The organism is Burkholderia sp. KCJ3K979 (genome assembly GCF_016759955.1).
Lineage (GTDB): Bacteria > Pseudomonadota > Gammaproteobacteria > Burkholderiales > Burkholderiaceae > Burkholderia > Burkholderia orbicola.
Map to the genome: position 1 here is coordinate 1 of NZ_JACFYV010000060.1, position 22879 is coordinate 22879.

20 protein-coding genes are annotated in these 22879 nt (G+C 66.7%); 10 read left to right on the forward strand and 10 right to left on the reverse strand.

Annotation, left to right across the window (positions count from 1 at the left end; translation table 11 throughout):
* Positions 1–259 precede the first annotated feature (259 nt).
* Positions 260–1180 (reverse strand): LysR substrate-binding domain-containing protein, encoded by a 921-nt coding sequence (locus H3O04_RS15505; RefSeq protein ID WP_011548296.1) that lies wholly within the window; start codon positions 1178–1180, stop codon positions 260–262.
* A gap of 108 nt (positions 1181–1288) precedes the next feature.
* On the opposite strand from H3O04_RS15505, the gene H3O04_RS15510 reads away from it, so the two are divergent.
* The 3 genes from H3O04_RS15510 to H3O04_RS15520 all read left to right on the forward strand — a co-directional run bounded on the left by H3O04_RS15510 (position 1289) and on the right by H3O04_RS15520 (position 5913).
* Entirely contained in the window at positions 1289–2371 is a 1083-nt protein-coding gene (locus H3O04_RS15510) for a tartrate dehydrogenase (RefSeq protein WP_202587998.1), read from the forward strand.
* A 175-nt stretch (positions 2372–2546) separates the two neighbouring features.
* Positions 2547–3857 (forward strand): MFS transporter, encoded by a 1311-nt coding sequence (locus tag H3O04_RS15515; protein WP_202587999.1) that lies wholly within the window; start codon positions 2547–2549, stop codon positions 3855–3857.
* 526 nt (positions 3858–4383) lie between these two features.
* Complete coding sequence (locus H3O04_RS15520; RefSeq protein ID WP_237666297.1) at positions 4384–5913, forward strand: TonB family protein; 1530 nt, start codon at positions 4384–4386, stop codon at positions 5911–5913.
* Here the strand turns inward: H3O04_RS15520 and H3O04_RS15525 are convergent.
* The 4 genes from H3O04_RS15525 to H3O04_RS15540 form a co-directional block, all read right to left on the reverse strand.
* Positions 5891–6427, reverse strand: coding sequence for a shikimate kinase (locus tag H3O04_RS15525; RefSeq protein WP_202588001.1), 537 nt, complete (start codon positions 6425–6427; stop codon positions 5891–5893). The two genes, H3O04_RS15520 and H3O04_RS15525, sit on opposite strands and share 23 nt — an antisense overlap.
* A 217-nt stretch (positions 6428–6644) precedes the next feature.
* Complete coding sequence (gene argG, locus H3O04_RS15530) at positions 6645–7982, reverse strand: argininosuccinate synthase (RefSeq protein ID WP_006479599.1); 1338 nt, start codon at positions 7980–7982, stop codon at positions 6645–6647.
* A 318-nt stretch (positions 7983–8300) separates the two neighbouring features.
* Positions 8301–9371, reverse strand: a complete 1071-nt coding sequence (locus tag H3O04_RS15535; protein ID WP_006479598.1) for an FUSC family protein — start codon at positions 9369–9371, stop codon at positions 8301–8303.
* A gap of 148 nt (positions 9372–9519) precedes the next feature.
* Complete coding sequence (locus tag H3O04_RS15540) at positions 9520–11052, reverse strand: sensor domain-containing diguanylate cyclase (RefSeq protein WP_012338563.1); 1533 nt, start codon at positions 11050–11052, stop codon at positions 9520–9522.
* 577 nt (positions 11053–11629) lie between these two features.
* Here H3O04_RS15540 and H3O04_RS15545 point away from each other — a divergent pair.
* The 4 genes from H3O04_RS15545 (at position 11630) to H3O04_RS15560 (ending at position 15762) form a co-directional block, all read left to right on the forward strand.
* A complete protein-coding gene (locus tag H3O04_RS15545) occupies positions 11630–13165 on the forward strand; it encodes an amino acid permease (RefSeq protein ID WP_012338562.1) in 1536 nt (511 codons plus the stop codon).
* Positions 13166–13428: 263 nt separating this feature from the next.
* Positions 13429–13674 carry a DUF3717 domain-containing protein gene (locus tag H3O04_RS15550; protein WP_012338561.1) on the forward strand — a complete coding sequence of 82 codons (246 nt, stop codon included), beginning with the start codon at positions 13429–13431 and terminating at the stop codon, positions 13672–13674.
* 262 nt (positions 13675–13936) lie between these two features.
* Positions 13937–14854 carry a LysR family transcriptional regulator gene (locus H3O04_RS15555; RefSeq protein WP_006479595.1) on the forward strand — a complete coding sequence of 306 codons (918 nt, stop codon included), beginning with the start codon at positions 13937–13939 and terminating at the stop codon, positions 14852–14854.
* Positions 14855–14964: 110 nt separating this feature from the next.
* Complete coding sequence (locus H3O04_RS15560) at positions 14965–15762, forward strand: alpha/beta fold hydrolase (protein WP_202588002.1); 798 nt, start codon at positions 14965–14967, stop codon at positions 15760–15762.
* Between the two features lie 38 nt (positions 15763–15800).
* Here the strand turns inward: H3O04_RS15560 and H3O04_RS15565 are convergent, their stop codons facing one another.
* Together H3O04_RS15565 and H3O04_RS15570 are read right to left on the reverse strand one after the other, a co-directional pair.
* The gene (locus H3O04_RS15565; RefSeq protein ID WP_027810070.1) at positions 15801–16154 is read right to left on the reverse strand and encodes a hypothetical protein; all 354 of its coding nucleotides are present in this window, start codon (positions 16152–16154) and stop codon (positions 15801–15803) included.
* A 185-nt stretch (positions 16155–16339) separates the two neighbouring features.
* Positions 16340–16960 (reverse strand): TetR/AcrR family transcriptional regulator, encoded by a 621-nt coding sequence (locus tag H3O04_RS15570; protein ID WP_202588003.1) that lies wholly within the window; start codon positions 16958–16960, stop codon positions 16340–16342.
* Positions 16961–17055: 95 nt separating this feature from the next.
* On the opposite strand from H3O04_RS15570, the gene H3O04_RS15575 reads away from it, so the two are divergent.
* Complete coding sequence (locus tag H3O04_RS15575) at positions 17056–18297, forward strand: glycosyltransferase (protein ID WP_202588004.1); 1242 nt, start codon at positions 17056–17058, stop codon at positions 18295–18297.
* A 20-nt stretch (positions 18298–18317) separates the two neighbouring features.
* Here the strand turns inward: H3O04_RS15575 and hutC are convergent, their stop codons facing one another.
* The 3 genes from hutC to H3O04_RS15590 all read right to left on the reverse strand — a co-directional run bounded on the left by hutC (position 18318) and on the right by H3O04_RS15590 (position 20773).
* Positions 18318–19013: a histidine utilization repressor gene (gene hutC, locus H3O04_RS15580; protein ID WP_011548284.1), complete on the reverse strand. Its 696-nt coding sequence runs from the start codon at positions 19011–19013 to the stop codon at positions 18318–18320.
* Between the two features lie 181 nt (positions 19014–19194).
* Positions 19195–20322, reverse strand: coding sequence for a porin (locus H3O04_RS15585; protein ID WP_202588005.1), 1128 nt, complete (start codon positions 20320–20322; stop codon positions 19195–19197).
* 136 nt (positions 20323–20458) lie between these two features.
* Positions 20459–20773 (reverse strand): hypothetical protein, encoded by a 315-nt coding sequence (locus H3O04_RS15590; RefSeq protein ID WP_237666298.1) that lies wholly within the window; start codon positions 20771–20773, stop codon positions 20459–20461.
* A 678-nt stretch (positions 20774–21451) separates the two neighbouring features.
* On the opposite strand from H3O04_RS15590, the gene H3O04_RS15595 reads away from it, so the two are divergent.
* Positions 21452–22141 carry an ABC transporter permease gene (locus H3O04_RS15595; RefSeq protein ID WP_202588006.1) on the forward strand — a complete coding sequence of 230 codons (690 nt, stop codon included), beginning with the start codon at positions 21452–21454 and terminating at the stop codon, positions 22139–22141.
* The gene (locus H3O04_RS15600) at positions 22138–22851 is read left to right on the forward strand and encodes a histidine ABC transporter permease HisM (RefSeq protein ID WP_202588007.1); all 714 of its coding nucleotides are present in this window, start codon (positions 22138–22140) and stop codon (positions 22849–22851) included. Before H3O04_RS15595 ends, H3O04_RS15600 begins: the two co-directional genes overlap by 4 nt.
* The last annotated feature ends 28 nt before the right edge of the window (positions 22852–22879 follow it).

Consider the following 22879-nt stretch of genomic DNA (forward strand, 5'->3'; position numbering starts at 1 on the left):
GTACAGCGGGCTGGTAGCGGTGGCGTGACGGCAGCAGACTGACGGAGGGCCTCGAGCAGCGCTCGCGAGGCGGAACGCGCCGGCCATCCATCCGATCTGTATCGAACGATGTAAATATTTTGGCGATTCAGCACGAAATTCGCCGGAATATTTTCATCGGAGGCCGAACGGCCAGCCGTGCAGCCGTATAGGGCGAGTCGGGGTGTGCGCGTGCATCACGCAACGACAGCCGACACACACGGCGTATGGAACGGGCGCGCTACACCGCCCTGAGCCGCCCCAATTCTTCCGCCAGGAAGTCGACGAACGCGCGAATCCGCGTGGACATCTGGTGACGCTGCGCATACACCGCGTAGATGTCGGCGCTCGGCGTTTCATGATCGGGCAGCACGACGACCAGCCTGCCGTCCGCGAGATAGTCGCGCAGATCCCATTCCGCACGCATCAGGATGCCGTGTCCGTCGAGCGCCCACTTCACCGCGATCTCGCCGTCGTTCGTCGTCAGGTTGCCGTTGATCCGCACGGCTTCCGTGTGGCGGGCCGCGCCGCGCCCGCTCGTCAGGCGCCACACGCCGTAACCTTCGTCGCCTTGCCGGATGCCGATGCAGTTGTGCCGCGTCAGGTCGTGCGGCGTGCCGGGCACCCCGTGCCGCGCGAGATACGCGGGCGCCGCGCACAGCAGCCGGCGGTTCGGCGCCAGCCGCCGCGCGACGACGCGCGTGTCGGGCGGCTCGCCGAAGCGAATGCACACGTCGAACGCGTCGTCGGTGAGCGGCGGCGGCATCACCGACAGCTGCAACTGCACCGACACTTCCGGATAGCGCGCGACGAAGCGCGAGATCGCCGGGCCGACGTGGCTGCGCCCGAACCCGAGCGTCGCATTCACGCGCAGCAGCCCCTTCGGCCGCTGCTTCGCGCTGCCGAGCAGCTCGCCGAGTTCGTCCATCTGGTCGAGAATCCGGCGCGCGTATTCCAGGTACACATCGCCTTCGGGTGTCAGCATCATCCGCCGCGTCGTGCGATTGACGAGCGTCACGCCCGCGCGCCGCTCCATCTGCGTGAGTCGCTTGCTGACGGCCGCCGCGGTCAGCCCGAGTTCGCGCGCGGCCGCGCTCAGGCTGCCCGACGCGGCCAGCGTCGAGAAGAAGCCGAGATCGGCCGGCTGGACGGTATCCGCCATGACGGGATTCGTGAATTGAAGTTAAAGATGCTTTGAGTATAGCCCCGGTTTACACACTCCCGGTTCGGTAAAGTGCGTTCACGCTCACGATCAATCGAGGATGTCCGCATGAAGACCTACCGTATCGCAACGATTCCCGGCGACGGCATCGGCAAGGAGGTGGTGCCGGCCGGCAAGCAACTGCTGGAAGCGCTGGCCCGCGGCAGCGACCGCTTCGCGTTCGAGTTCGAGGATTTCGACTGGGGCGCCGATTACTACCGCCGGCACGGCGCGATGATGCCGGCCGACGGCCTCGACGCGCTGCGCGGCAAGGACGCGATCCTGTTCGGCTCCGCGGGCGACCCGGACGTGCCCGACCACGTGACGCTGTGGGGACTGCGGCTGAAGATCTGCCAGGGCTTCGACCAGTACGCGAACGTGCGCCCGACGCGCATCCTGCCCGGCATCGACGCGCCGCTGAAGCGCTGCGGGCCGGATGACCTGAACTGGGTGATCGTGCGCGAGAACTCCGAAGGCGAATACGCGGGCGTCGGCGGTCGCGTGCACCAGGGCCATCCGATCGAGGCCGCGACCGACGTATCGATCCTCACGCGCGCCGGCGTCGAACGCATCATGCGCTTCGCGTTCCGGCTCGCGCAGTCGCGGCCGCGCAAGCTGCTGACCGTGATCACGAAGAGCAACGCGCAGCGGCACGCGATGGTGATGTGGGACGAGATCGCGAAGCAAATCGCGCAGGAGTTTCCCGACGTGACGTGGGACAAGGAACTCGTCGACGCGGCGACCGCGCGCATGGTCAATCGCCCGGCGTCGCTCGACACGATCGTCGCGACCAACCTGCACGCGGACATCCTCAGCGATCTCGCCGCCGCGCTCGCGGGCAGCCTCGGCATCGCGCCGACCGGCAACATCGATCCCGAGCGCCGCTATCCGTCGATGTTCGAGCCGATCCACGGCTCGGCGTTCGACATCATGGGCAAGGGGCTCGCGAATCCGGTCGGCACGTTCTGGTCGGTCGTGATGCTGCTCGAACATCTCGGCGAGACGGAAGCGGCCGCGCGCGTGATGAATGCGATCGAGGCCGTGACGGCCGACCCGTCGCTGCATACGCGCGACCTCGGCGGCAGTGCGACGACCGCGCAGGTGACGGCGGCCGTCTGCGAGCGTGTCGCGAACGCGGCGGTCGCGGCCTGACGGCGGCGCGGGGCGGGCGGCCGCGCGCGTGCGCAGCCACCCGGGTGCCGACCGTTCGTTTCACTCACGCATTTTTTCTGCCCGCGACTCGCGCATCCGACGCGAGCCGGGCGCCGGCCGGCGCTCGCGGTCCACCGACCGACGGCGCACGGCCCGACCTCGAAGGAGGAGACACATGCAAGCGGATCTGGAAACCCGCGTCGCGCGGAAACTGATGTGGCGCATCATTCCGTTCGTGATGCTGCTTTACTTCGTCAGCTTTCTCGATCGCGTCAACGTCGGCTTCGCGGCGATGACGATGAACCAGGCGATCGGCCTGTCGCCGACCGCGTTCGGGTTCGGCGGCGGCCTGTTCTTCATCGGCTACTTTCTGTTCGAAGTACCGAGCAACTTGATCCTCCATCGTGTCGGCGCGCGCATCTGGATCGCGCGCGTGATGATCACGTGGGGGATCGTGTCGGCCGTGTCCGCGTTCGCGGCCGGGCCGACCAGCTTCTACGTGCTGCGTTTCCTGCTCGGCATGGCGGAAGCCGGCTTCTTCCCCGGCATCATCCTGTACCTGAGCCTGTGGTTTCCCGCGAAGCAGCGCGCGGTGGCCGCCGCGTGGTTCATGGCGGCCGCGCCGATCTCGACCGCGATCGGTTCGCCGCTGTCGGGCGCGATCATGCAGATGCCGCCGATGTTCGGGCTCGCCGACTGGCAGATGCTGTACATCGTCGAAGCGCTGCCGGCGGTCGTGCTCGGCTTCGTCGTGCTGAAGTGCCTGACCGATGCGCCGTCGCAGGCCGCGTGGTTGCGCGCCGACGAGCGCGACTGGCTGATCGCGAAGCTGAAAGCAGAAGCGGACGCGCGCCACACGCACGCCGGGCACACGGCCGGTGCGTGGCAGGCGCTGCGCGATCCGCGCGTGCTGGCGCTCGCGCTGATCTATTTCGGCACGTCGGCGGGGCTCTATACGCTCGGCCTGTGGGCGCCGCTGATGGTCAAGCAGTTCGGCTTCACCGCGTTGCAGACGGGCCTGCTGACCGGCATTCCGAGCATCGCCGCCGTGGTCGCGATGATCATGTGGGCGCGGCATTCGGATCGCACTGGCGAGCGCACGTGGCACGTCGTGATTCCGTGCGTACTGGCCTGTATCGGCTTCGTGTTCGCGGGGCAGGCGAGCACGGCGCTGCTGACCGTGCTCGCGCTGGTCGTCGTCAACATCGGGATCAGTGCGGCGAAGGCGCCGCTGTGGGCGATGCCGAGTGCGTTCCTGTCGGGGGCCGGCGCGGCGGCGGGGATCGCGATGATCAATTCGATCGGCAATCTCGGCGGGTTCGTCGGGCCGTTCGCGATCGGTTGGCTCAAGCACGCGACGGGCGGGTATGCGGCGGGGCTGTACGTGGTGGCCGGCACGCTCGCGGTGTCGGCGGTCGTCACGCTGATGTTGAGCCGGAAGGGGGTGCGGGAAGCGGCGGCATCGGGTGCGCCGTACAGTCGTTGACCGGGCCCGTCCGGTGCGCGTCTTGCATGCCGGGCGGCGTGATACCGCGTTTGCGATGCGTTCCGTTGCCGGGCAAGCTGCCATTGTCGACGAATCGACGTAGCGTTCACTGGATGCGATTATCGTGATCGTTGCGGCATGGTCCGAAGCGGAAAGATGGCTGGTGTCGCTGCACTCGCGATGACCCCGAGCCCCGCCATGTTGTTGGACGCGAACATCGTGTCGGGGCTGGTGGCGAAGCGTCTTTGGTTTGCCAGATCGTGCAGTGCTTCGGATACCAGATCGTTTTCTATCTCCCTTGTGCGCAACCTTTATGATAGATACGTAGAACGTAGTGCTGGCTTCGCATCAGTTGTTGTTGGGCCATGACATCGTGTCATCGCTCGGATGTTCGTGAGAATTCCGATGCACGGCATCGCCGCGATCCGTCACGCGGATGTTGCGGACGATCAGGGGCGGCTGTGCTAGATTTTCGCGACATGATCACGCCGCTACCGGTTCGCAAACAATAATCAAAATGAAAGCAATGACGAAGATGCAGTACATCGCGGTGCTCGCCAGCGCAGGGGCGCTGCTTTTGCTTGCTGCGTGCGGCCCGGTTACGCGTGATGTTGCGCGTGTTGACGGTTCCCCCGATCCATCGGCATTTGCCGATGCGTTGAGTCCGGCCGGCGGGGTACCTTGCCGTATCAGACGGCCTGTTTATTCGTCGCTGGAACGCCAACAGGGAATCCGCGGCAGCGTGCGCGTGACCTACGTCGTCAACACGGCCGGTCGGATCGACCTAGCGATCGTCGACAAGAGCAGCGGTAATCAGCAGCTCGATGATGCAGCGCGCGAGGCGGTTGCCCAGTCGACTTGCGCGCCGTACGTTGTCGACGGCATCGCGCACCGGGTGATTCAGCACACCGTTTTCAATTTCGGCACGCCGTTCGTAGGTGTGCCTGCGCCTCGGCGCGATGCGCAGCCCGCCATCGTGTCACCGCAGGCGGCGAACGCAGCCCCGGTCGGGCGAGCATCGCCGGTAACGGCCGCGTCGACATCGGTCGTGGGCGCGGTGTCGCCTGCGCCGGCCTCTTCGTCGGCGCCGCCGTTGTCGCTCGGGGCGGCCGTTCAGGCCGCGATGCTGAAACGAATCGGTGTTGCACCGGATTCGCCCAGGGCCGCTCAACTTCGGCGCTGGGGTGAGCGCATGCGCGACGATCCCGACGTCGGCCGTTTCATGGGTAACGGGCCGAATCATGCGAACGTCTTTTCGCTGAGTCCGTCGGTGCGCGCGGCCTTTTTTTCAGATGCCGTTCTTCGGCTTGCACCCGAAGAACGCAGCATGCTGGTTGAACTGACGCTCAAGGCGTTCGACAGCGCTCCTCGGGACTGCGGCGGAAACAAGAGTTCGGCGCTCGTGATCTCACGTTACCTGCCGCTGGGCACGATGTCCGACGCGGAGGTCGACGCGTACTTCAACGTCACGTTGGCGATGTTCCGAAAATCCGCACAGCAGGCTCCGCTTGCCGAAGTCACCGAGGCGCAGCGCGCGCAGGCATCGGCCCATGTGGCCAAGTCGCTACAGGCCGTCCTGAACGGCAGCGCCGACGATATTCGGGCCGTTGCCGCGACGGTCGTCGACCCGGCCGGAGCGTCGGCCGAGGACTGGTGCAGGAATGTGCGCATTTTCAACCGCGCGTTGCTGGCCACACCGCAACCGTATCGCGACTGGTCGATCGTTGCGGCGGACCTAGATGCGAAAAGCAGGAATGTCGCGTTGGCGCAGGCAGCGGCCGCCTCGGACTCTGCACCGGACTACCCGACGCGCGTGCGGCGACGCATTCGTCCGAACATCGTCTGGTCCGGACCGTTGCTCGATCTGGCAACGGTCATCGCGGTCCGAAGCGATCCGAATGGAGCGCTGCTGTCGATCACCGTTCGCCGCAGCAGCGGCAACGCAGCGTGGGACATGGCTGCCGTGCAAGCGGTCCAGCGATCCGCGCCGATGCCGCCGGACGACAGCGGCCACGTACCGGGGGAAATGATTCTTACGTTGAAGCCGACGGAGTGACGCCAGCGGACTGAGACGAACTGTCCGGTACGGCGACGTATCGAACGATGTCCGCAGCGCAAGCATCGGGCGGCGACAGCGAAGTATCCATGATGCAATCACTGAACGCCCGCGCCGCATACCCTTCCCGATACATCTCGGCGATCCGGTTGCGCTCCCAGTCCGTCAACGCACGCGAGCCGCGATTCGACGCCGCGACCGCTTCGGGCGGCGCGAGCGTGACGACGAACAAGCGCGCGTCACGCGCGTCGCAGGCCACGCGCAGCCATTCGAATTCCGCTTCGCCGATCGGATAGGCGATGACCAGATGGCGTTCGCGTGCGGTTGTGATCTGCGTGACGAGGCGTTCGAGCGCGATCGCCCATTGCACGTCGAACGGCGCGTCTTCGGGCGCATCGTGATCGTCGCCGTCGATGAAGCGCGCATCGGGCAGCACGCGTGCGAGCGCGAGGCCGATCGTCGTCTTGCCGCTGTTGATCGGGCCGTTCAGGTGAATGACGGTCAGGAGGGTCATGAGTCGACGCAGGAATCGGACGATTCGCAGCTTGCCATGACTGGCGCGGCGGTGCAGTGCCGTTGAGGTGTCACGCGGCGGGATGCGAATACGGCGGGAAAGCGGACAGGCGGGGAGAGGGGAAGCGGCAGGCTGCGTGCGTAACGATGTACCAAACGGGCAGCCTGCCCGACCGTGCCGCATGCAAGCGATGCGGCACGGCGTCGAACGACGCGACTTACTTGTCGCCGTCGCCCTTGATCTGCGGCAGCGCCGACGTTTCGCCCGGCGTCAGCAGCCCGACTTGCGAATACACGCGCAGCTTGTCGCGCGTATCGGTGATGTCGAGATTGCGCATCGTCAGCTGGCCGATCCGGTCGCGCGGCGAGAACGTCGATGCCACCTTCTCCATCGACAGGCGTTCCGGCTGATACGTGAGGTTCGGCGACTTCGTGCTCAGGATCGAGTAGTCGTTGCCGCGGCGCAGTTCGATCTTCACTTCGCCGGTGATCGCGCGTGCGACCCAGCGTTGCGCGGTTTCGCGCAGCATGATCGCCTGCGGGTCGAACCAGCGGCCCTGGTACAGCAGGCGGCCGAGGCGGCGACCGTTCTCGCGGTACTGCTCGATCGTGTCTTCGTTGTGGATGCCGGTGACGAGACGCTCGTACGCGATGTACAGCAGTGCGAGGCCCGGGGCTTCGTAGATGCCGCGGCTCTTCGCCTCGATGATCCGGTTCTCAATCTGGTCGCTCATGCCGAGGCCGTGGCGGCCGCCGATGCGGTTCGCTTCCAGCAGCAGCTCGACCTGATCCTTGAACTCGACGCCGTTCAGCGCGACCGGCTGGCCGGCTTCGAAGCGCACCGTCACTTCCTCGGCGGCGATCTTCACGTCGTCGCGCCAGAACGCGACGCCCATGATCGGGTTCACGATCTTGATGCCGCTTTCGAGGCTTTCCAGATCCTTCGCCTCGTGCGTCGCGCCGAGCAGGTTCGAGTCGGTCGAATACGCCTTCTCGGCCGACATCTTGTACGCGAAGCCGGCCTGGTTCATGAATTCCGACATTTCGGCACGGCCGCCGAGCTCGTCGATGAACGTCTGGTCGAGCCACGGCTTGTAGATCTTCAGATCCGGGTTCACGAGCAGGCCGTAGCGGTAGAAGCGCTCGATGTCGTTGCCCTTGTACGTGCTGCCGTCGCCCCAGATGTTGACGCCGTCTTCCTTCATCGCGGCGACGAGCATCGTGCCCGTCACGGCGCGGCCGATCGGCGTCGTGTTGAAGTACGTGACGCCGGCGGTCGTGATGTGGAACGCGCCGCTTTGCAGCGCCGCGATGCCTTCGGCGACGAGCTGCGCGCGGCAGTCGATCAGGCGGGCGCCGGCTGCGCCGTATTCGATCGCGCGTTTCGGGATCGCGTCGTAATCGTCTTCGTCGGGCTGGCCGAGGTTCGCCGTGTATGCGTACGGGACGGCGCCCTTCAGTTTCATCCAGTGCAGCGCGGCGCTGGTGTCCAGGCCGCCGGAGAAGGCGATACCGACCTTCTGGCCGGTCGGGAGGCTTTCGAGAATCGTGCTCATAGGAATTACCGTGGATTGAAGCCGGTGGGATCGTATTTCGCGGAATATGCGAGTATCGGCTGTCCGGGAAGTTGGGGCAAGGGTTGATTTTGGTGCGGAACCGGCGTCGCGCCTGTCGCGGCGGGCCTGACGGGCGGTGAGCCGGCTGGAGAACACCGTGCCGGACGGCGTTGCGTCGCCGCCGAAACGCGCGCGGACAAGCCGGCCGCCGGCCGGATTTCCGGGGCCGGATCGGCCGTCAACCCAGTTCGCGCTCCTCGGCGCGTCGCTTCATTTCATCGAAAGGCATATGAAAGAATTGCGCACCCATCCGGCCCCTCAGATATTCCACGACCGAGCGGTATCGAGCAGCCGCTCGCGCAATTGATCGACTTCGCCGGCCAGCTTGGCCGTGATCGACACGTAGCCGGACAACTGCGGCGGCGGCGCGTCGTGCAGCGGGTCGACCGGCCGCCGGCGCGGGGCAAGCCGGCTCGGCGTGCCGAACTTGAGCGCGCGGCTCGCGCCGACCAGCGTGTCGCGGATGCGCCGGTTCAAGGTCTTCATCTCGACGCGCATGTATTCGCGGGCCGCCACGTCGTCGGCGGCCGGCAGCGCGCTCGACAGGATCTCCAGATAACCGATGCACAGGCGCAGGCTGCGCTGGATCGCCTCGAGCTGCGTCATCGACGTCTCGCATTCCTTCGACACCGACGGCATCAGCGAGCGCAACTGCACGAGCAGCGTGCTCAGCGCGGCCATTTCCTTCAGGTGTGCGTCGTCGGTGACCTGCCGGTCGCCCGCGAGCCGCGCATGCACGGCCGCGCACGCGCGCAGCGCGTCGGCGAGCTTGTAGCGCCATGAGTAGGTCGCGTAGAGCGGCAGCGCGAACGAGAACGCCAGCGCGATCGCGATGCCGGCCAGCACGTTCACCGCGCGCCACAGGCCGTCGACGATCTCGTTGTCGCCGTGCCCCGCGACGATCACCATCGTGATCGCCGACAGCAGCGCGATGTAGCCGGCCTTGCCGATCGCGTGATACGCGCAGACGCCGCACCCGACCGCCATCAGCAGGTAGATCGCGAACGGCGCGTGCAGGAACGAGTAGAGGAGGATCAGCCCGAGCCCCGCCAGCGCGCCGATCGACGTGCCGAGCGCGCGCTCGGCCGCCTTCTTGCGGATGTTGCCGTGATGCTGCAGCCCGCCGACGACGATCAGCACGGTGATCGTCGACCACTCGCCATGCGGCACATTCAGCCCCGTGGACAGCGCGATCGACACGAGCACCGCGAGCGCGACGCGCGCCGCGTGGATCAGCTTCGCGTGCCGGTAGCGGCGGTACGGGTCGAGCAGCGGGCGGAGCGCGTGGCGCACGAGAGGCGGCAGTCGGGTCGGGAGCGGGGCAGTCATGACGAAGCGGAAGTGGCCGGAACGCGCACGGCGGCCCGCGCGGGCCGGCGCCGCGCCGCCTGCGCAGCAGACGTAACGCTAGCCGAACATAGGTGGGCTGTCCACGGCGGGGCCGCCGGGCAGCCGCATCCGGCCACGGCATGGCGCGTCACGCGTCGGCCGCGGTCGACTGCGCGTCCAGCACGCGGTTGCGGCCGCCCGATTTCGCGCGGTAAAGCGCTTCGTCGGCGCGCCGCAGCAGCGTCGCGGCGTTCATCCGGCCGTCGTCGGCGGTGGCCGTGCCGATGCTGACCGTGACGCGCCCGTACTGGCTCTTCACGTGCTCGATCCCGAGCTCCGCGATCGCGCGCCGGATGCCTTCGGCGACGGTTGCCGCGCCTGGCCCGTCGGTGTCGGGCAGCGTGACGACGAATTCCTCGCCGCCGTAGCGCGCGACGTGATCGCTGTCGCGGCGCAGGCAGCGCGACAGCGATTGCGCGACCTGGCGCAGCACGTCGTCGCCGGCCGGGTGGCCGTAGTAGTCGTTGAACGCCTTGAAGTGATCGACGTCGACGAACAGCACGGACAACGGGCGGCCGCTGCGCGACGCGCGCTGGGTCTCCTTCGCGAGCACCGTGTCAAACGTGCCGCGGTTGTCGAGGCCTGTCAGCGAATCGGTGTGCGCGAGCCGGTACAGCTTCGCTTCGGCCTCCTGCCGGCGTTTCAGCTCGCGCGACAGCGCGAGCGAGCCCCACGCGATGAACGCGGTGAACAGGCTCATCAGCACGACGGTCCAGATCGCGCGGTGGTGCCACGACGCGTAGATGTCGATCTCGGCGGGCGCGACGTCGACGATCAGCGGCAGCCCGGCGAGATGCTTGTAAACATAGACGCGCCGGACGCCGTCGATGGCGCCGACTCCGGTCAGCTCGCCGGTGCGGCTGCGTTGCGCGTCGATGAACAGTGGCGAGTCGTGCAGGTCGAGGCCGACCACCCGGGTGTCGTACGGCAGGCGCGATACGAGCGTGCCGTTGTCCTCGACGATCGCCGCGCTGCCGTGCCGGCCGACCGCGAGGCCGTCGAGCAGCGCGCGGAAGTAGTCGATGCTGAGCGTGCCGACGACGATCCCGCCGAAGGTGCCGTCGGGCCGGTTGATCCGGCGGCTCAGCGCGATCGTCAACGCGCCGCCGCGCAGCCGGGACGCGTACGGCCGGCTGATGTAGAGGCCGGGTGCGAGCCGGTCGCGGTGCACGGTGAAATAGTCGCGGTCGGCGAAATTGCCTTGTCGCGCGGGCGACGCGCTCGAATCGATCGCGATATTACCGTGCGCATCCATCACGAAAATCGAACCGAGATAGGCGCCGGTCGCCGCGCGATCGAACAGCAATCGGTGGCGCTGGCGCGGCGGCAATGTCATCAGTTCCGGATCGGCCACGCCATCGACGACGTTTTGCAGCGACAAATCGTAGAGTTCGATATTGCGCGCGATATCGCGTTCGATCAGCAGCATCAGGTTGCGCGCATTTTCGACCGCATGGCCATACGCGTCGCGTCGCGCCTCGATTAATAGCGACGTGGAAAGTCCCCAACTGAACATCAGCAGGACGATGCCCGCCACGAGTACGCCGCGGGGCGACAGAATGCGTGCCACGATCGACGCGGTATGGCGGCGCAGCGTGGCGGGCAGCGGGAATGACTTCATCCTCGGGGGTGGCGGGCGGCGGCTACTCGCGTCACTGGCGGTTCCACGCGCTGATTATTTCGAATTAAGCGTCATTATCCCGCGAATTCCTGAAATTCGCCCGCGCATGCAAAACATGCATGCGGCCACGGCGATTCGAAACGGTTACGCATCATTACCGCAGTGCGCGCGGGCGATTTGATTTGAATCAATCGCCAGTGTCGGCCTTTTCGTCTGATTAATAACGCGCTGATCGGTCGATTTTGCGTATTGAATCCGGTATTTGGCGGATCGAGACAGGATTACGCGCGGCGGGGGAAATGAAAATCGAATGACCCGATCATCATCGAGGGTTTCGCGACGCCGGGCGGCAGTGGCGCGGCCGACACGGCCAACCCGTTGATTCTGCAAAATCCGCGGCGGTGGCGGCGGGCGGGGCGAGCGCAGCTGTCCCCCTATCGAATCAGGTAGAATCCGCGCTTCGCCGCAGGCGCCCGCCGCGCAACGCGTATCGGGGCCGCATCGCAGGACGCGCCCCGCGCTCCGATACCGCATGCGCCGGCTACGGATGCCGGCCTGCTCAACGTTCGTCTCGTTTATGTCCGCCATTCCGAATTCCGACCCACCCGGTTCGTCCGCGAACCCACCCAAGCTTCATCGCGCGCTGAAGGCGCGCCACCTGACGATGATCGCCATCGGCGGCTCGATCGGCACGGGCCTGTTCGTCGCGTCCGGCGCATCGATCTCGCAGGCCGGCCCCGGCGGCGCGATGGTCGCGTACATGCTGATCGGCCTGATGGTCTACTTCCTGATGACGAGCCTCGGCGAGATGGCCGCATTCATGCCGGTGTCGGGCTCGTTCGCGACCTACGGCGCGAAATACGTGGACGAAGGCTTCGGTTTCGCGCTCGGCTGGAACTACTGGTACAACTGGGCGGTGACGATCGCGGTGGAGCTCGTGGCCGCGCAGCTCGTGATGCACTACTGGTTTCCGGACGTGCCCGGCGTGTGGTGGAGCGCGGCGTTCCTTGCCGTGATGTTCCTGCTCAATGCGCTCACCGTGCGCGGTTTCGGCGAAGCCGAATACTGGTTCGCGCTGATCAAGGTCGTCACCGTGGTCGCGTTCATCGGCGTCGGACTGCTGATGATCTTCGGCATTCTGAAGGGCGCGCCGGCCAACGGCTGGGGCAACCTGACGATCGGCGACGCACCGTTCGCGGGCGGCCTGCCGGCGCTGATGGGCGTCGCGATGATCGCGGGCTTCTCGTTCCAGGGCACCGAGCTGATCGGCGTCGCGGCCGGCGAATCGGAAAACCCGCGCACGACGATTCCGCGCGCGGTGCGCCAGGTGTTCTGGCGCATCCTGCTGTTCTACGTGTTCGCGATCTTCGTGATCGGCGTGCTGATTCCGTATACCGACCCGAACCTGCTGAAGACGGACGTGACCGACATCGGCGTCAGCCCGTTCACGCTGGTGTTCCGCCACGCGGGCCTCGCGTTCGCGGCCGGCGTGATGAACGCGGTGATCCTGACGGCCGTGCTGTCGGCCGGCAACTCGGGCATGTATGCGTCGACGCGGATGCTCTACAACCTCGCGACCGAAGGCCGCGCGCCGAAGGTGTTCGCGAAGCTGTCGCCGGGCGGCGTGCCGCGCAACGCGCTGTACGCGACCACCGCCGTCGGCGCGCTGTGCTTCTTCACGTCGCTGTACGGCGACAAGACCGTGTACCTGTGGCTGCTGAATACATCGGGGATGACGGGCTTCATCGCGTGGCTCGGCATCGCGGTCAGCCACTACCGGTTCCGCAAGGGCTACGTGAAGCAGGGTTACTCGCTCGACCAGTTGCCGTATCAGTCGAAGTGGTTCCCGTTCGGCCCGCTGTTCGCGTTCGTGCTGTGCCTCGTGATCGCGCTCGGCCAGGATTACCAGGCGTTTCTCGCGAACCGGATCGACTGGGCCGGCGTGGCCGCGACCTATGTCGGCATTCCGCTGTTCGTCGTCGTGTGGCTCGGCTTCCGGTTCCTGAAGAAGAGCCGGTTCGTGCGCTACGAGGACATGGAGATCGCGCCGTGGATCGCCGCGAGCCGCGGCGCGCAGCGGCCGCCGGTGGCGAACCGCGAAACCACGGGCTGACGCCGGCGCGGCACGCGGCCGCGCGACGGGCGACGAAACGGGAAGCCGCGCGCTTCCCGTTTTTTTTGCCCGGCTATTGCCTGCACGGGGTCAAAGCCGGTTATATTGCCCGACCCTACCGGGCCACGGCCCGGCCGGCGCGACAGGCGCGGCGCGGATCGGCATCCGGCGCGCGCGACGCGCGGCGGCCGGCGAGATGCCCGGCGTTTTCATCGTTCCATCCGGGCCGCACGGCCCGCGGAGCGCGCAACCCAGAGGAATCCATGAGCGCATCACCCGCCGAGCGGAAGGCCGGACCCGTTTCCATCGTGCGAATCGAAGCCGCGATCAATGCGTGGCGCGAAGTGTACCCGCCGGCGCCGGACGGCGAGGACGGCTACGCACTCGACGCCGGCAGCAACTGCCTGGCCGAGCTGTACGGCACGATGATCTGCTATCAGTTGCCGGACGTGCCGCTCGACTCGCTGAGCCACGAGCAGCGCGACGCGTTGTACGCGACCGAGGTGTGATGCGGTCGGCACGATGCCGCGGCGCGGCGTCGGTGAACGAACGGGAAGCCACGCGGCTTCCCGTTTTGCTTTGTGCGGCCCCGGGCGTCGCCGCGAGCACGACGCGGCTCGAGCCGGTTTCGGCGCCGGCTGAGGTATCGTGACGGGATCGGGAAGCAGGCGATCGAGGAGGCCGGTACGAAGCCGGCGAGGGTGACCGGTGCGGACGCTGTCCGCGCGGCGCCGGATGAGCGTCCGTTGCCTGTCCCGGGAGGATTCGAACATGGAGTTGAGACACCTCCGCTACTTCGTCGCGGTAGCCGAAGAGCGGAATTTCACGCGGGCGGCGGAACGGCTGCATATCGCGCAGCCGCCGCTGAGCCGGCAGATCCAGCAGCTCGAGGAAGCGCTCGGCGTGCCGCTGTTCGAGCGCACCGCGCGGCCGCTGAAGCTGACCGATGCCGGGCGCTTCTTCTATTCGCATGCGGTGCAACTGCTCGCGCAGACCACCGAACTCGAATCGATGACGAAGCGGGTCGGCAAGATCGAGCGCAGCATGTCGGTCGGTTTCGTCGGCTCGACGCTGTACGGGATGCTGCCGAAGATCATCCGGCGCTTTCGCAGCGAATATCCGGCCGTCGAGCTGAGCCTGCACGAGATGTCGACGATGGATCAGATCAAGGCGCTCAAGGAAGGGCGCATCGACGTCGGGTTCGGGCGCATCCGCCATGAGGACCCGAGCGTGCGGCGCGTCGTGCTGCGCGAGGAGCGGATGATCGTCGCGCTGCCGGTCGGCCACGTGCTCGACAGCGCGAAGCCCGTGCTGTCACTGCACGATCTCGTCAACGACACGCTGATCATCTTTCCGAAGGCGCCGCGCCCGAGCTATGCGGACCAGGTGCTCGCGGCCTTCCACGACCGCGCGTTGCAGCCGCGCAGGATCTACGAGACGCGCGAGTTGCAGATCGCGCTCGGCCTCGTCGCGATGGGCGAGGGCGTGTCGGTCGTGCCGCAGAGTGTGTACGGGCTCAAGCGCGACGACATCAGCTACAAGCCGCTCGACGATCCGAACCTCGTGTCGCCGATCATCATGAGCATGCGCATGCTCGACGAATCGGAGGACATCCGCGCGATGCAGGCGCTGATCTACCGGCTGTACGACGAAGCGCAGATGGAGTACCTGCCGCCGCAGCCCGAATGAACGCACGGGCGGCAGGGGCTTTTCTTGACGCTGCGCGCGCCGGCAGGCCACCATGCCCGGATTCGATGCGGCCGCCGACGGGCGGCCGCTTTCATGCAGACGACCGACACATGACCGATATCGTGACCGAGGAGACGACCGTCGAGACGCCGCAAGGGCGGCTCTTTGCGAAACGCTGGCATGCGGGGCCGGCACGGCACGCGGCCGCGCCTATCGTGCTGCTGCACGATTCGCTCGGCTGCGTCGACCTGTGGCGCGACTTTCCCGCCCAGCTCGCCCACGGGACGCAACGCGACGTGATCGCGTACGACCGTCTCGGTTTCGGCCGCTCCGATCGGCATCCCGGCACGCTCGGCACGACGTTCGTGCGCGACGAGGCCGATCATGCATTCGCTGCGGTACTGGCGCAGCTCGGTGTCGATGCGTTCGTCGCGTTCGGGCACAGCGTCGGCGGCGGGATGGCGGTCGGCTGTGCGGCCGCGCATCCGGCGCGTTGTCGCGGCCTCGTGACGGTCGCCGCGCAGGCGTTCGTCGAGGATCGCACGCTGGCCGGCATTCGTGACGCAGGGCGGCAGTTCGACGAACCGGGGCAGCTCGACCGGCTCGCGCGCTATCACGGCGACAAGGCCGAATGGGTGCTGCGCGCGTGGGTCGATACGTGGCTGTCGCCGGCGTTTCGCGACTGGAGCCTCGACGACGACTTGCCGCGCGTGCAGTGCGCGACGCTCGCGATTCACGGCGAAGACGACGAATACGGGTCCGACGTGCATCCGAAGCGGATCGCCGCGCGCGTCGCGGGGCCGTCGTCGTTCCTGTTGCTCGCCCGCTGCGGACACCTGCCGCACCGCGAGCGAACGGACGACGTGCTGGCCGCCGTCGCGACGCTGCTGCGCGACGCGGGCGCCTGAGCGTTCGTCATCGCCAGCGGGCGGACGCCCGCCGGCCGTCAGAACGAAAGCTGGATCGCGAGATCGATCGCCAGCAGTACGATCGACAGACCGATGCCGAGAATCACGTTCGGCAAGCGGTGCTCGAAATCGCGATGATCCTTGCGCATCGCCGCGCCGAGCAGAAAGATCGCCTCGACGACGATCTGCAGTCCGACGAACAGCAGCATCAGCAGATACTCGTAACCCATCTGCTTGAACGCGATGAATTGCATCCCGTGATCGCGAATCCACTGGCCGACGCGCAGCAGTTCGTAGACGAACAGCAACGCGGGGAACAGGTAACTGATGAAGTAGGTCGGCGCAGTGGCGTGCCGTAGTTCGAGGTGGAAGTGCTGATGCGTGGTAGCCATCACAACCCTCCTTGCAACGCGTGATTGCGGTCGCGACGGCGGCGCGTGTCGCGTGCGAACGACGGATTGCCCGACGCACAATGCGCAACCGTACGGCATCAGCATACTGCTGCGCGGGAAATTTGGCATGCGAAGTGTGGGTTCGTTGTAACAAAATGTGTGCGCCACGCGACGCGTCGGCTGCGTCACCGTTTCGCTTCCGCGCCTTCGATAAACAGCTTCGCGACCGACTGAAACTCCCGTTTCAGCGATAGCCCCGGCACGGTCAGCCAGCGCAGCATCGCCGCGAGATACAGGTGATGGAACCACGTCGCGAGCTGATCGGCCCGCAGCGCGGCGTTCAGTTCGCCGGTCTGCTGGCCGGCTGCGATCAGTTGCTGCCACACCAGCGCGATATCGCTGCCGTTCTCTCCCGCACGCTCCGGTTCGGCTGCGCCGATGCTCAGGAAGCGATGTCGCAGGTACGCGAGCAGGTACGCGGGATGGTGCTCGCACCAGGCGGCCGACGCGTCAAGCACGCAGCCGAGGCGCGACGCAAAGGTCTTGCGCCGCGCGACGTCGCGCTGCAGATGCACGAGATCGCGCGCGAGTTCGCCTTCGAGCCAGTGCGCGAGCACGGCTTCCTTCGTCGGAAAGTGGTTGTACAGCGTCCGTTTCGCGACATCGGCCTCGGCGGCGATCTGCTCCATCGTGACGGCCTCGTAGCCGTGCGCATCGAACAGGCGTGCGCTGGTCGCGGCGAGATGCGCGAGCATCTGGATGCGTTTGCGCGCGCGGCGGCCCGGATCGTCGGTCGGAATCGTCATGGCAGGGCGGTTGACTGAAAGTGTACGAATTGCATTAGTATACGACGTGCACTTTTACGAAACCATTCTTTTCCGTCGTGCACGAGGAGCTCCGCATGAAACTCGTCATCGCCACCTACGGCACCGAAGGCGACACGCGTCCGCTCGCGGCGCTCGGCCGCGCGCTGATGGATGCCGGGCACGAGGTCCGGCTGCTGGCCGATGCGGCGACGCTCGGGTTGGCCGCCGCACTTGGCGTGCCGTCGGCGCCGCTGTCCGGCGATATCCGTCGTGCGATTGCGCCGGAAGGCGCGTTGGCCGATGCGGTGCGCGGGCGCGGCGGCTTCACCGATACGTCGAAGGCGCTCGCGGCGATCGCGAATGCGAACACGGCCGCGTGGATGCGCGAAGTGGCGGATGCGTCGGTCGGGTGCGACGCGCTCCTGGTGTCGGGGCTCGTGTCGTTCGTCGGCTTGTCGGTCGCAGAATATCGCCGCATCCCGGCAATCGGCACGGGCATGATCCCGATCACGCCGACCGCCGAATTCGCGTCGCCGTTCCTGCCGCCGGGGAAGCTGCCGCGCTGGCTGAATCGCGCGAGCCATCGGCTAGTGAATGCGCTGCTGTGGCAGGCGTTCAGGAAGTCGACGAATGCCGCGCGCGCCGGCGTTTGCGGGTTGCCGCCGCGCCAGCACGTGTGGACCGATCATCCGATGCTGTACGGCGTGTCGCCGGCGCTGCTGCCGGGCCCGGCCGACTGGCCGTCGAACGTGCAGGCCTGCGGCCAGTGGCGGAGCGATGCGCGTGCGTGGGCGCCGTCGCCCGAACTCGCGGCGTTTCTCGACGCGGGCGAGCCGCCCGTGTACATCGGTTTCGGCAGCATGGCCGGCTTCGATCGCGCGGCGATGGCCGCGGCGCTGACGCATGCATTGGCCGGCCGGCGCGCACTGTTCTATCCGGGCTGGAGCGGTATCGATGCGTCGCTGCTGCCCGCGCACGTTCGCGTGATCGGCGACACGCCGCACGACTGGCTGTTCCCGCGCGTCGCGATGGCGGTGCATCACGGCGGCTCGGGCACCACGCATTCGGCCGCGCGGGCCGGTATTGCGTCGGTGGTCGTGCCGTTCGCGGGCGATCAGTTCTTCTGGGCGAACCGGCTGCAACGGCTCGGTGTCGCGGCTGCGCCGGTCGCGGGGCGGCGTATGGACGCCGTCGCGCTGGCACGGGCCATCGCGTTTGCCGAACAGGGCGAGACGAAGGCGCGTGCGATGGAACTCGGTGCGCGCCTCGCACAGGAGGATGGCTTGAAGCAGGCCGTCAGTGCGATCGAACGATGGGTACGACCGCGCGCGAGGTGAGCCCGCGCATCGGCATCGGATCAGAAATGCCCGGTGAACCGGTAGCGGCTGCCCGGGTGCCACAGATTGGCGACCGATGCGACCAGCCCCTGCGACCACGTGCGCCGATGCAGCAGCAGGCACGGCTCGCGATCGTCCATCGTCAGGTGACGGCGCGTTTCGGCGTCGGGCATCGCGGCCTCGATCCGGTATTCGACGCGCTGCAGCGGCGCGACGCGCGTCAGGTACTGGTTCGGCGTCGTCGTCGTGAAGTCCTGCAACGCGTATTCGGGCGCGCAGGCCGGGTTGACCCAGCGTTCTTCGAGTTGCACCGGCGTGTCGTTCTCGAAATGCAGCACGCGCGAATGGAAGATCGGGCTGCCGGTGTCGAGCTGCAGTTCGTCGGCGAGCTTCGCATCGGCGACGGCCGCGCCGACCTGCAGCACCTGCGCGCGATAGCCGTGGCCGCGCGCGGCGACTTCGTCGGAGATGCTGCGGATCGCGACGAGCGTCGATTCGTATTTCGGCGACGCGACATAGGTGCCGGAGCCGCGCGTGCGCGTGAGCACCTGCTCGGCCGTCAGTTCGCGCAGCGCGCGGTTGACGGTCATCCGCGCGACGTTGAATTCGCGTGCGAGCTCGTTCTCCGACGGCACCTGGTCGCCTTCCGCCCACTCGCCGGCGTGAATGCGCGCGAGGATGAAGTCCTTGATTTCCTGATAGATCGGTGTGGTCATGGGATCACGATTCAGAGTCGGCAGCGGGCCGCCGCCGAATGCCGATCCGGCGCGCGCCCGGCGCCGAGTGTACCGGTTTCGCGGGCGCGCCGGCCCGGATTCCCTGAATGATCCCCGTTCGGCCGGCGTGCGTCCATGCGGGATTGCACAGAGCGGCCGGCCTTCCGCGGCCCGCTTGCGCTCAGAACCGATGCCGGATGCCGACCGTTGCGACCACCTGCGTACGCGTCGACGAAGCCGCGAGCCCCGTGACGTTCGCGAACCCGAGCGTCGCGCCCGATGGCACGCCGAACGCGTGCTGGTACACGGTTTCCGCATACACGTCGGTGCGCTTGCTCAGCGCGTAGTCGGCCATCAGCGTCGCCTGGTGCCACTTCGGCCGGTGGCTGCCGGTTGCGTCGTCGTAGCGGCCGTCGGTGAACGTATAGGCGCCCGTGAACGAAACCGCCGGCGTCAGCGCATAGCGCGCGTTGACTTCGTAGTTGTCGAAGCGCAGCGCATTCAGCGCGCCGGGCAGCGACGACGCGGCCGTCTCGTCGAACATCGCATGCGTCCACAACGCGCCGATCGTCAGCCGGTCGAACGCATAGCTGCCGCCGGCGCCCATCACGCGCTGCCTCACGGCCGGGAAGTTCGGCGCATCGTTCGTCGACAGTGCGCCGCCCGTCGTCAAGCCGCCGCGATTGAGTTGCAGGTAGGCGGCGCCGAGGCTGACCGGCCCGTTCGCATACGACACGCCCGCACTGTATGCGCGGTTGTTCGCGAAGCCGCCGGCCGCGTTGCCGAACCCGTACAGGCCGCCGAACTGCCAGCCGGCGAGCGTCGGGCTCGTGTATTTCACCGCGTTGTCGATATAGAACGAATCGTCGAGGTTGTCGTTGTCGAACGGATGCGACGCGAGGTTGTTGCCGTCGCCGTTGTTCGCCATCGCGAGCGGGCCGAGATAGTCGACCACGGCATCGTACTGGCGGCCGAGCGTGAGCGTGCCGTATTGATCGCTCTGCAGGCCGACGTACGCACGGCGGCCGAATAGCGTGTTTCGATAGGACTGCGTGCCGTTGTTCAGGTTGAAACCGCTTTCGAGGCGGAACAGCGCATGCAGGCCGCCGCCGAGATCCTCGTTGCCGCTCAGCCCGAAGACCGTATTCGACAGCAGGCCGCTGCCTTGCTGCCACGCGCTTTTGCCCGACTGGTTGTTCGTATAGGCGATACCGGCATCCAGCATCCCGTAGAGCGTGACGCTGCTTTGCGCATGCGCGGCGGCGCTGACGAAGGCGAGCGAGAGGGTACCGACGACTGCTTTTTTCATTACGTGTGTTTCCTGGAAAGGCCCGTTGCGACGGGGACGGCGATCCGCCGCGCGTGGCCGTGCGGACATGCGCGTTCGAATCGATGAAAAGGGGAAGCGCGTGACGCGTGTCACGCGCGGCGGCGGCGAACGCCGGCTAGTGCTGCAACAGGCGGATCGTGCCGAACTCGGCGGCCGGCAGCACGCGCAGGATCGACAGGATCGCGGGCGATGCCTGCGAACGCGCGACTTCGAACTCGATGCACACGCGCCCGGTGCGGTGGTCGAGCGCGGCCGTATAGAAGTTGAGCGCCGCGCCGACGGCCTGATGCAACCGGCGTCGCACGAGCGCGAGGTCGTCCGCTTCGACGCGGATCGACAGCAGCACGAGTGCGTCCGCGGAGGAGCGGCGCCGCGAGCGATCGGGCAGCAGATCGCATGAAGCGGCAAGTTCCGTTCTGGTCGGTGTCATGTGCTCATCCCCCGTCACGTCGTGCTCCGCACTGCGGAGGCCTCGTCTTGGACATGAAGCCCATTCTAGGAATCGCCGCGGCGAAACGGTGTATAGACTCGCCGCGCGTCTGCAAAGGGGGCGTAAACGTGCCGTGCGGTGCTGGTGCTCAAGAGGGAAGGGCATGACGAGCACGTGGCGGCCACGCCGTCGTGGGATGACGGGCTGGGCGGCGTGGAAAATCCGTCGCAGCCGGGGAAGTCTAGACAGCCGCCGCGCGCCGCTCGGTGGCTTCCGTGCGCCGCAAGAAAGCCGTCATTCAGCTTCGCGTAACCAATAATTAATTGAAAATTAAGGAAAATCCTGCGCGCGACCCTAATCCGCCGACAATTAGAGATAAACACGGATTGCTGACCCCACCCTGGAAAAGGCAAAGTTGTATGTACAACTTGGGGTGTCGCCGGAACGGGCGATTTCCCGGTTGGAAGGGACCACGGCGGACACCCCGACCGGAACCCGCCCCGGTTCGCCTCCGACAGGAACGCCATGAAGAAACTCGCACTCGGTATTGCCCTCGCCGCGCCTTTCGCGTGATACGTCCGGCTTGATGAGCCGGCAGCATCACGTCGTGCGTAGAACTCGTTTGATGCGCCGTTAATGGCTATCGACAATCCAGCCACCTCGTTCTGGGTCCCTCATATGATCTTCCAAGGATTTGGCCCGCTGCTGTGGGCCGGCACGGTCGAGACCGTGAAGCTCGCGGTGCTATCGCTCGCCGCGTCGCTGATACTGGGCCTTGCAGGCGCGGCCGCGAAACTGTCGGCCAACCGCGTGCTCAAGTCGGTCGGCACGTTCTACACGACGCTGATCCGCGCGGTGCCCGATCTCGTGCTGATGCTGCTGCTGTTCTACGGGATCCAGATCCTGCTGAACAACATGACCGACCTGCTCGGCTGGGACCAGATCGACATCGACCCGTTCGCGGCCGGCGTCGTCACACTGGGCTTCATCTACGGCGCGTACTTTACCGAGACGTTCCGCGGCGCGTTCCTCGCGGTGCCGCGCGGCCAGCTCGAAGCCGGCTTCGCATACGGGATGAGCGGCTGGCGCGTGTTTCACCGCATCCTGTTCCCGCAGATGATGCGCTTCGCGCTGCCGGGCATCGGCAACAACTGGCAGGTGCTCGTGAAAGCCACCGCGCTCGTGTCGATCATCGGCCTCGCCGACGTCGTGAAGGCGTCGCAGGACGCGGGCAAGAGCACGCTCGATTTCTTCTTCTTCACGCTGGCGGCAGGCGCGATCTACCTCGCGATCACGACGGTGTCCAACGTCGTGCTGCATCACCTCGAGAAGCGTTATTCCGTCGGTGTCCGGAGGCTCGCACTGTGATCGAACTCGTCGGCCAGTACTGGCAAAGCTATCTCTATTCCGACGGCTACCGCTTCAGCGGCCTCGCGATCACGCTGTGGCTGCTGGTCGTGTCGATCGCGCTCGGTTTCGCGCTTGCGGTGCCGCTCGCGATCGCGCGGGCATCGTCGAACCGCTGGATCTCCGGCCCCGTGTGGCTCTATACGTACGTGTTCCGCGGCACGCCGCTCTACGTGCAGTTGCTGATGTGCTACACGGGCATCTACAGCCTGCATGTCGTGCACGACCACGTGCTGCTCGACACGTTCTTCCGCAATGCGATGAACTGCACGCTGCTCGCGTTCGTGCTGAACGAATGCGCGTATGCGACAGAGATCTTCGCAGGCGCGATCAAGGCGACGTCGGCCGGCGAGGTCGAGGCCGGGATGGCCTACGGGATGTCGCGCTTCAAGCTCCATACGCGCATCATCCTGCCGTCCGCGCTGCGTCGCTCGCTGCCGAGCTACAGCAACGAAGTGATCCTGATGCTGCACGCGACGACGCTCGCGTTCACCGCGACCGTGCCCGACATCCTGAAGGTCACGCGCGACGTCAATTCGGCGACGTACATGTCGTTCCAGGCCTACGGCATCGCGGCCGTGCTGTACGCCGTCGTCGTGTTCGCGCTCATCTGGGCGTTCCGCAAGCTGGAGACGCGCTGGCTTGCGTATCTCTCGCCGCGCGGCCACTAACGCATTCGCACGATCCGCAACGAAGGAC

Excerpts from the sequence above, each read along its gene's own strand:
- argG (WP_006479599.1), bottom strand. The coding sequence starts at position 7,982 with ATGAGCACGATTCTCGAAAGCCTCCCGACCGGCCAGAAGGTCGGTATC.
- H3O04_RS15545 (WP_012338562.1), top strand. The coding sequence starts at position 11,630 with ATGTCCGCCATTCCGAATTCCGACCCACCCGGTTCGTCCGCGAACCCA.
- H3O04_RS15585 (WP_202588005.1), bottom strand. The coding sequence starts at position 20,322 with ATGAAAAAAGCAGTCGTCGGTACCCTCTCGCTCGCCTTCGTCAGCGCC.
- H3O04_RS15515 (WP_202587999.1), top strand. The coding sequence starts at position 2,547 with ATGCAAGCGGATCTGGAAACCCGCGTCGCGCGGAAACTGATGTGGCGC.
- H3O04_RS15590 (WP_237666298.1), bottom strand. The coding sequence starts at position 20,773 with ATGACACCGACCAGAACGGAACTTGCCGCTTCATGCGATCTGCTGCCC.
- H3O04_RS15505 (WP_011548296.1), bottom strand. The coding sequence starts at position 1,180 with ATGGCGGATACCGTCCAGCCGGCCGATCTCGGCTTCTTCTCGACGCTG.
- H3O04_RS15520 (WP_237666297.1), top strand. The coding sequence starts at position 4,384 with ATGACGAAGATGCAGTACATCGCGGTGCTCGCCAGCGCAGGGGCGCTG.
- H3O04_RS15575 (WP_202588004.1), top strand. The coding sequence starts at position 17,056 with ATGAAACTCGTCATCGCCACCTACGGCACCGAAGGCGACACGCGTCCG.
- H3O04_RS15535 (WP_006479598.1), bottom strand. The coding sequence starts at position 9,371 with ATGACTGCCCCGCTCCCGACCCGACTGCCGCCTCTCGTGCGCCACGCG.
- H3O04_RS15560 (WP_202588002.1), top strand. The coding sequence starts at position 14,965 with ATGACCGATATCGTGACCGAGGAGACGACCGTCGAGACGCCGCAAGGG.
- hutC (WP_011548284.1), bottom strand. The coding sequence starts at position 19,013 with ATGACCACACCGATCTATCAGGAAATCAAGGACTTCATCCTCGCGCGC.
- H3O04_RS15510 (WP_202587998.1), top strand. The coding sequence starts at position 1,289 with ATGAAGACCTACCGTATCGCAACGATTCCCGGCGACGGCATCGGCAAG.
- H3O04_RS15565 (WP_027810070.1), bottom strand. The coding sequence starts at position 16,154 with ATGGCTACCACGCATCAGCACTTCCACCTCGAACTACGGCACGCCACT.
- H3O04_RS15540 (WP_012338563.1), bottom strand. The coding sequence starts at position 11,052 with ATGAAGTCATTCCCGCTGCCCGCCACGCTGCGCCGCCATACCGCGTCG.
- H3O04_RS15550 (WP_012338561.1), top strand. The coding sequence starts at position 13,429 with ATGAGCGCATCACCCGCCGAGCGGAAGGCCGGACCCGTTTCCATCGTG.
- H3O04_RS15570 (WP_202588003.1), bottom strand. The coding sequence starts at position 16,960 with ATGACGATTCCGACCGACGATCCGGGCCGCCGCGCGCGCAAACGCATC.
- H3O04_RS15525 (WP_202588001.1), bottom strand. The coding sequence starts at position 6,427 with ATGACCCTCCTGACCGTCATTCACCTGAACGGCCCGATCAACAGCGGC.
- H3O04_RS15555 (WP_006479595.1), top strand. The coding sequence starts at position 13,937 with ATGGAGTTGAGACACCTCCGCTACTTCGTCGCGGTAGCCGAAGAGCGG.
- H3O04_RS15595 (WP_202588006.1), top strand. The coding sequence starts at position 21,452 with ATGATCTTCCAAGGATTTGGCCCGCTGCTGTGGGCCGGCACGGTCGAG.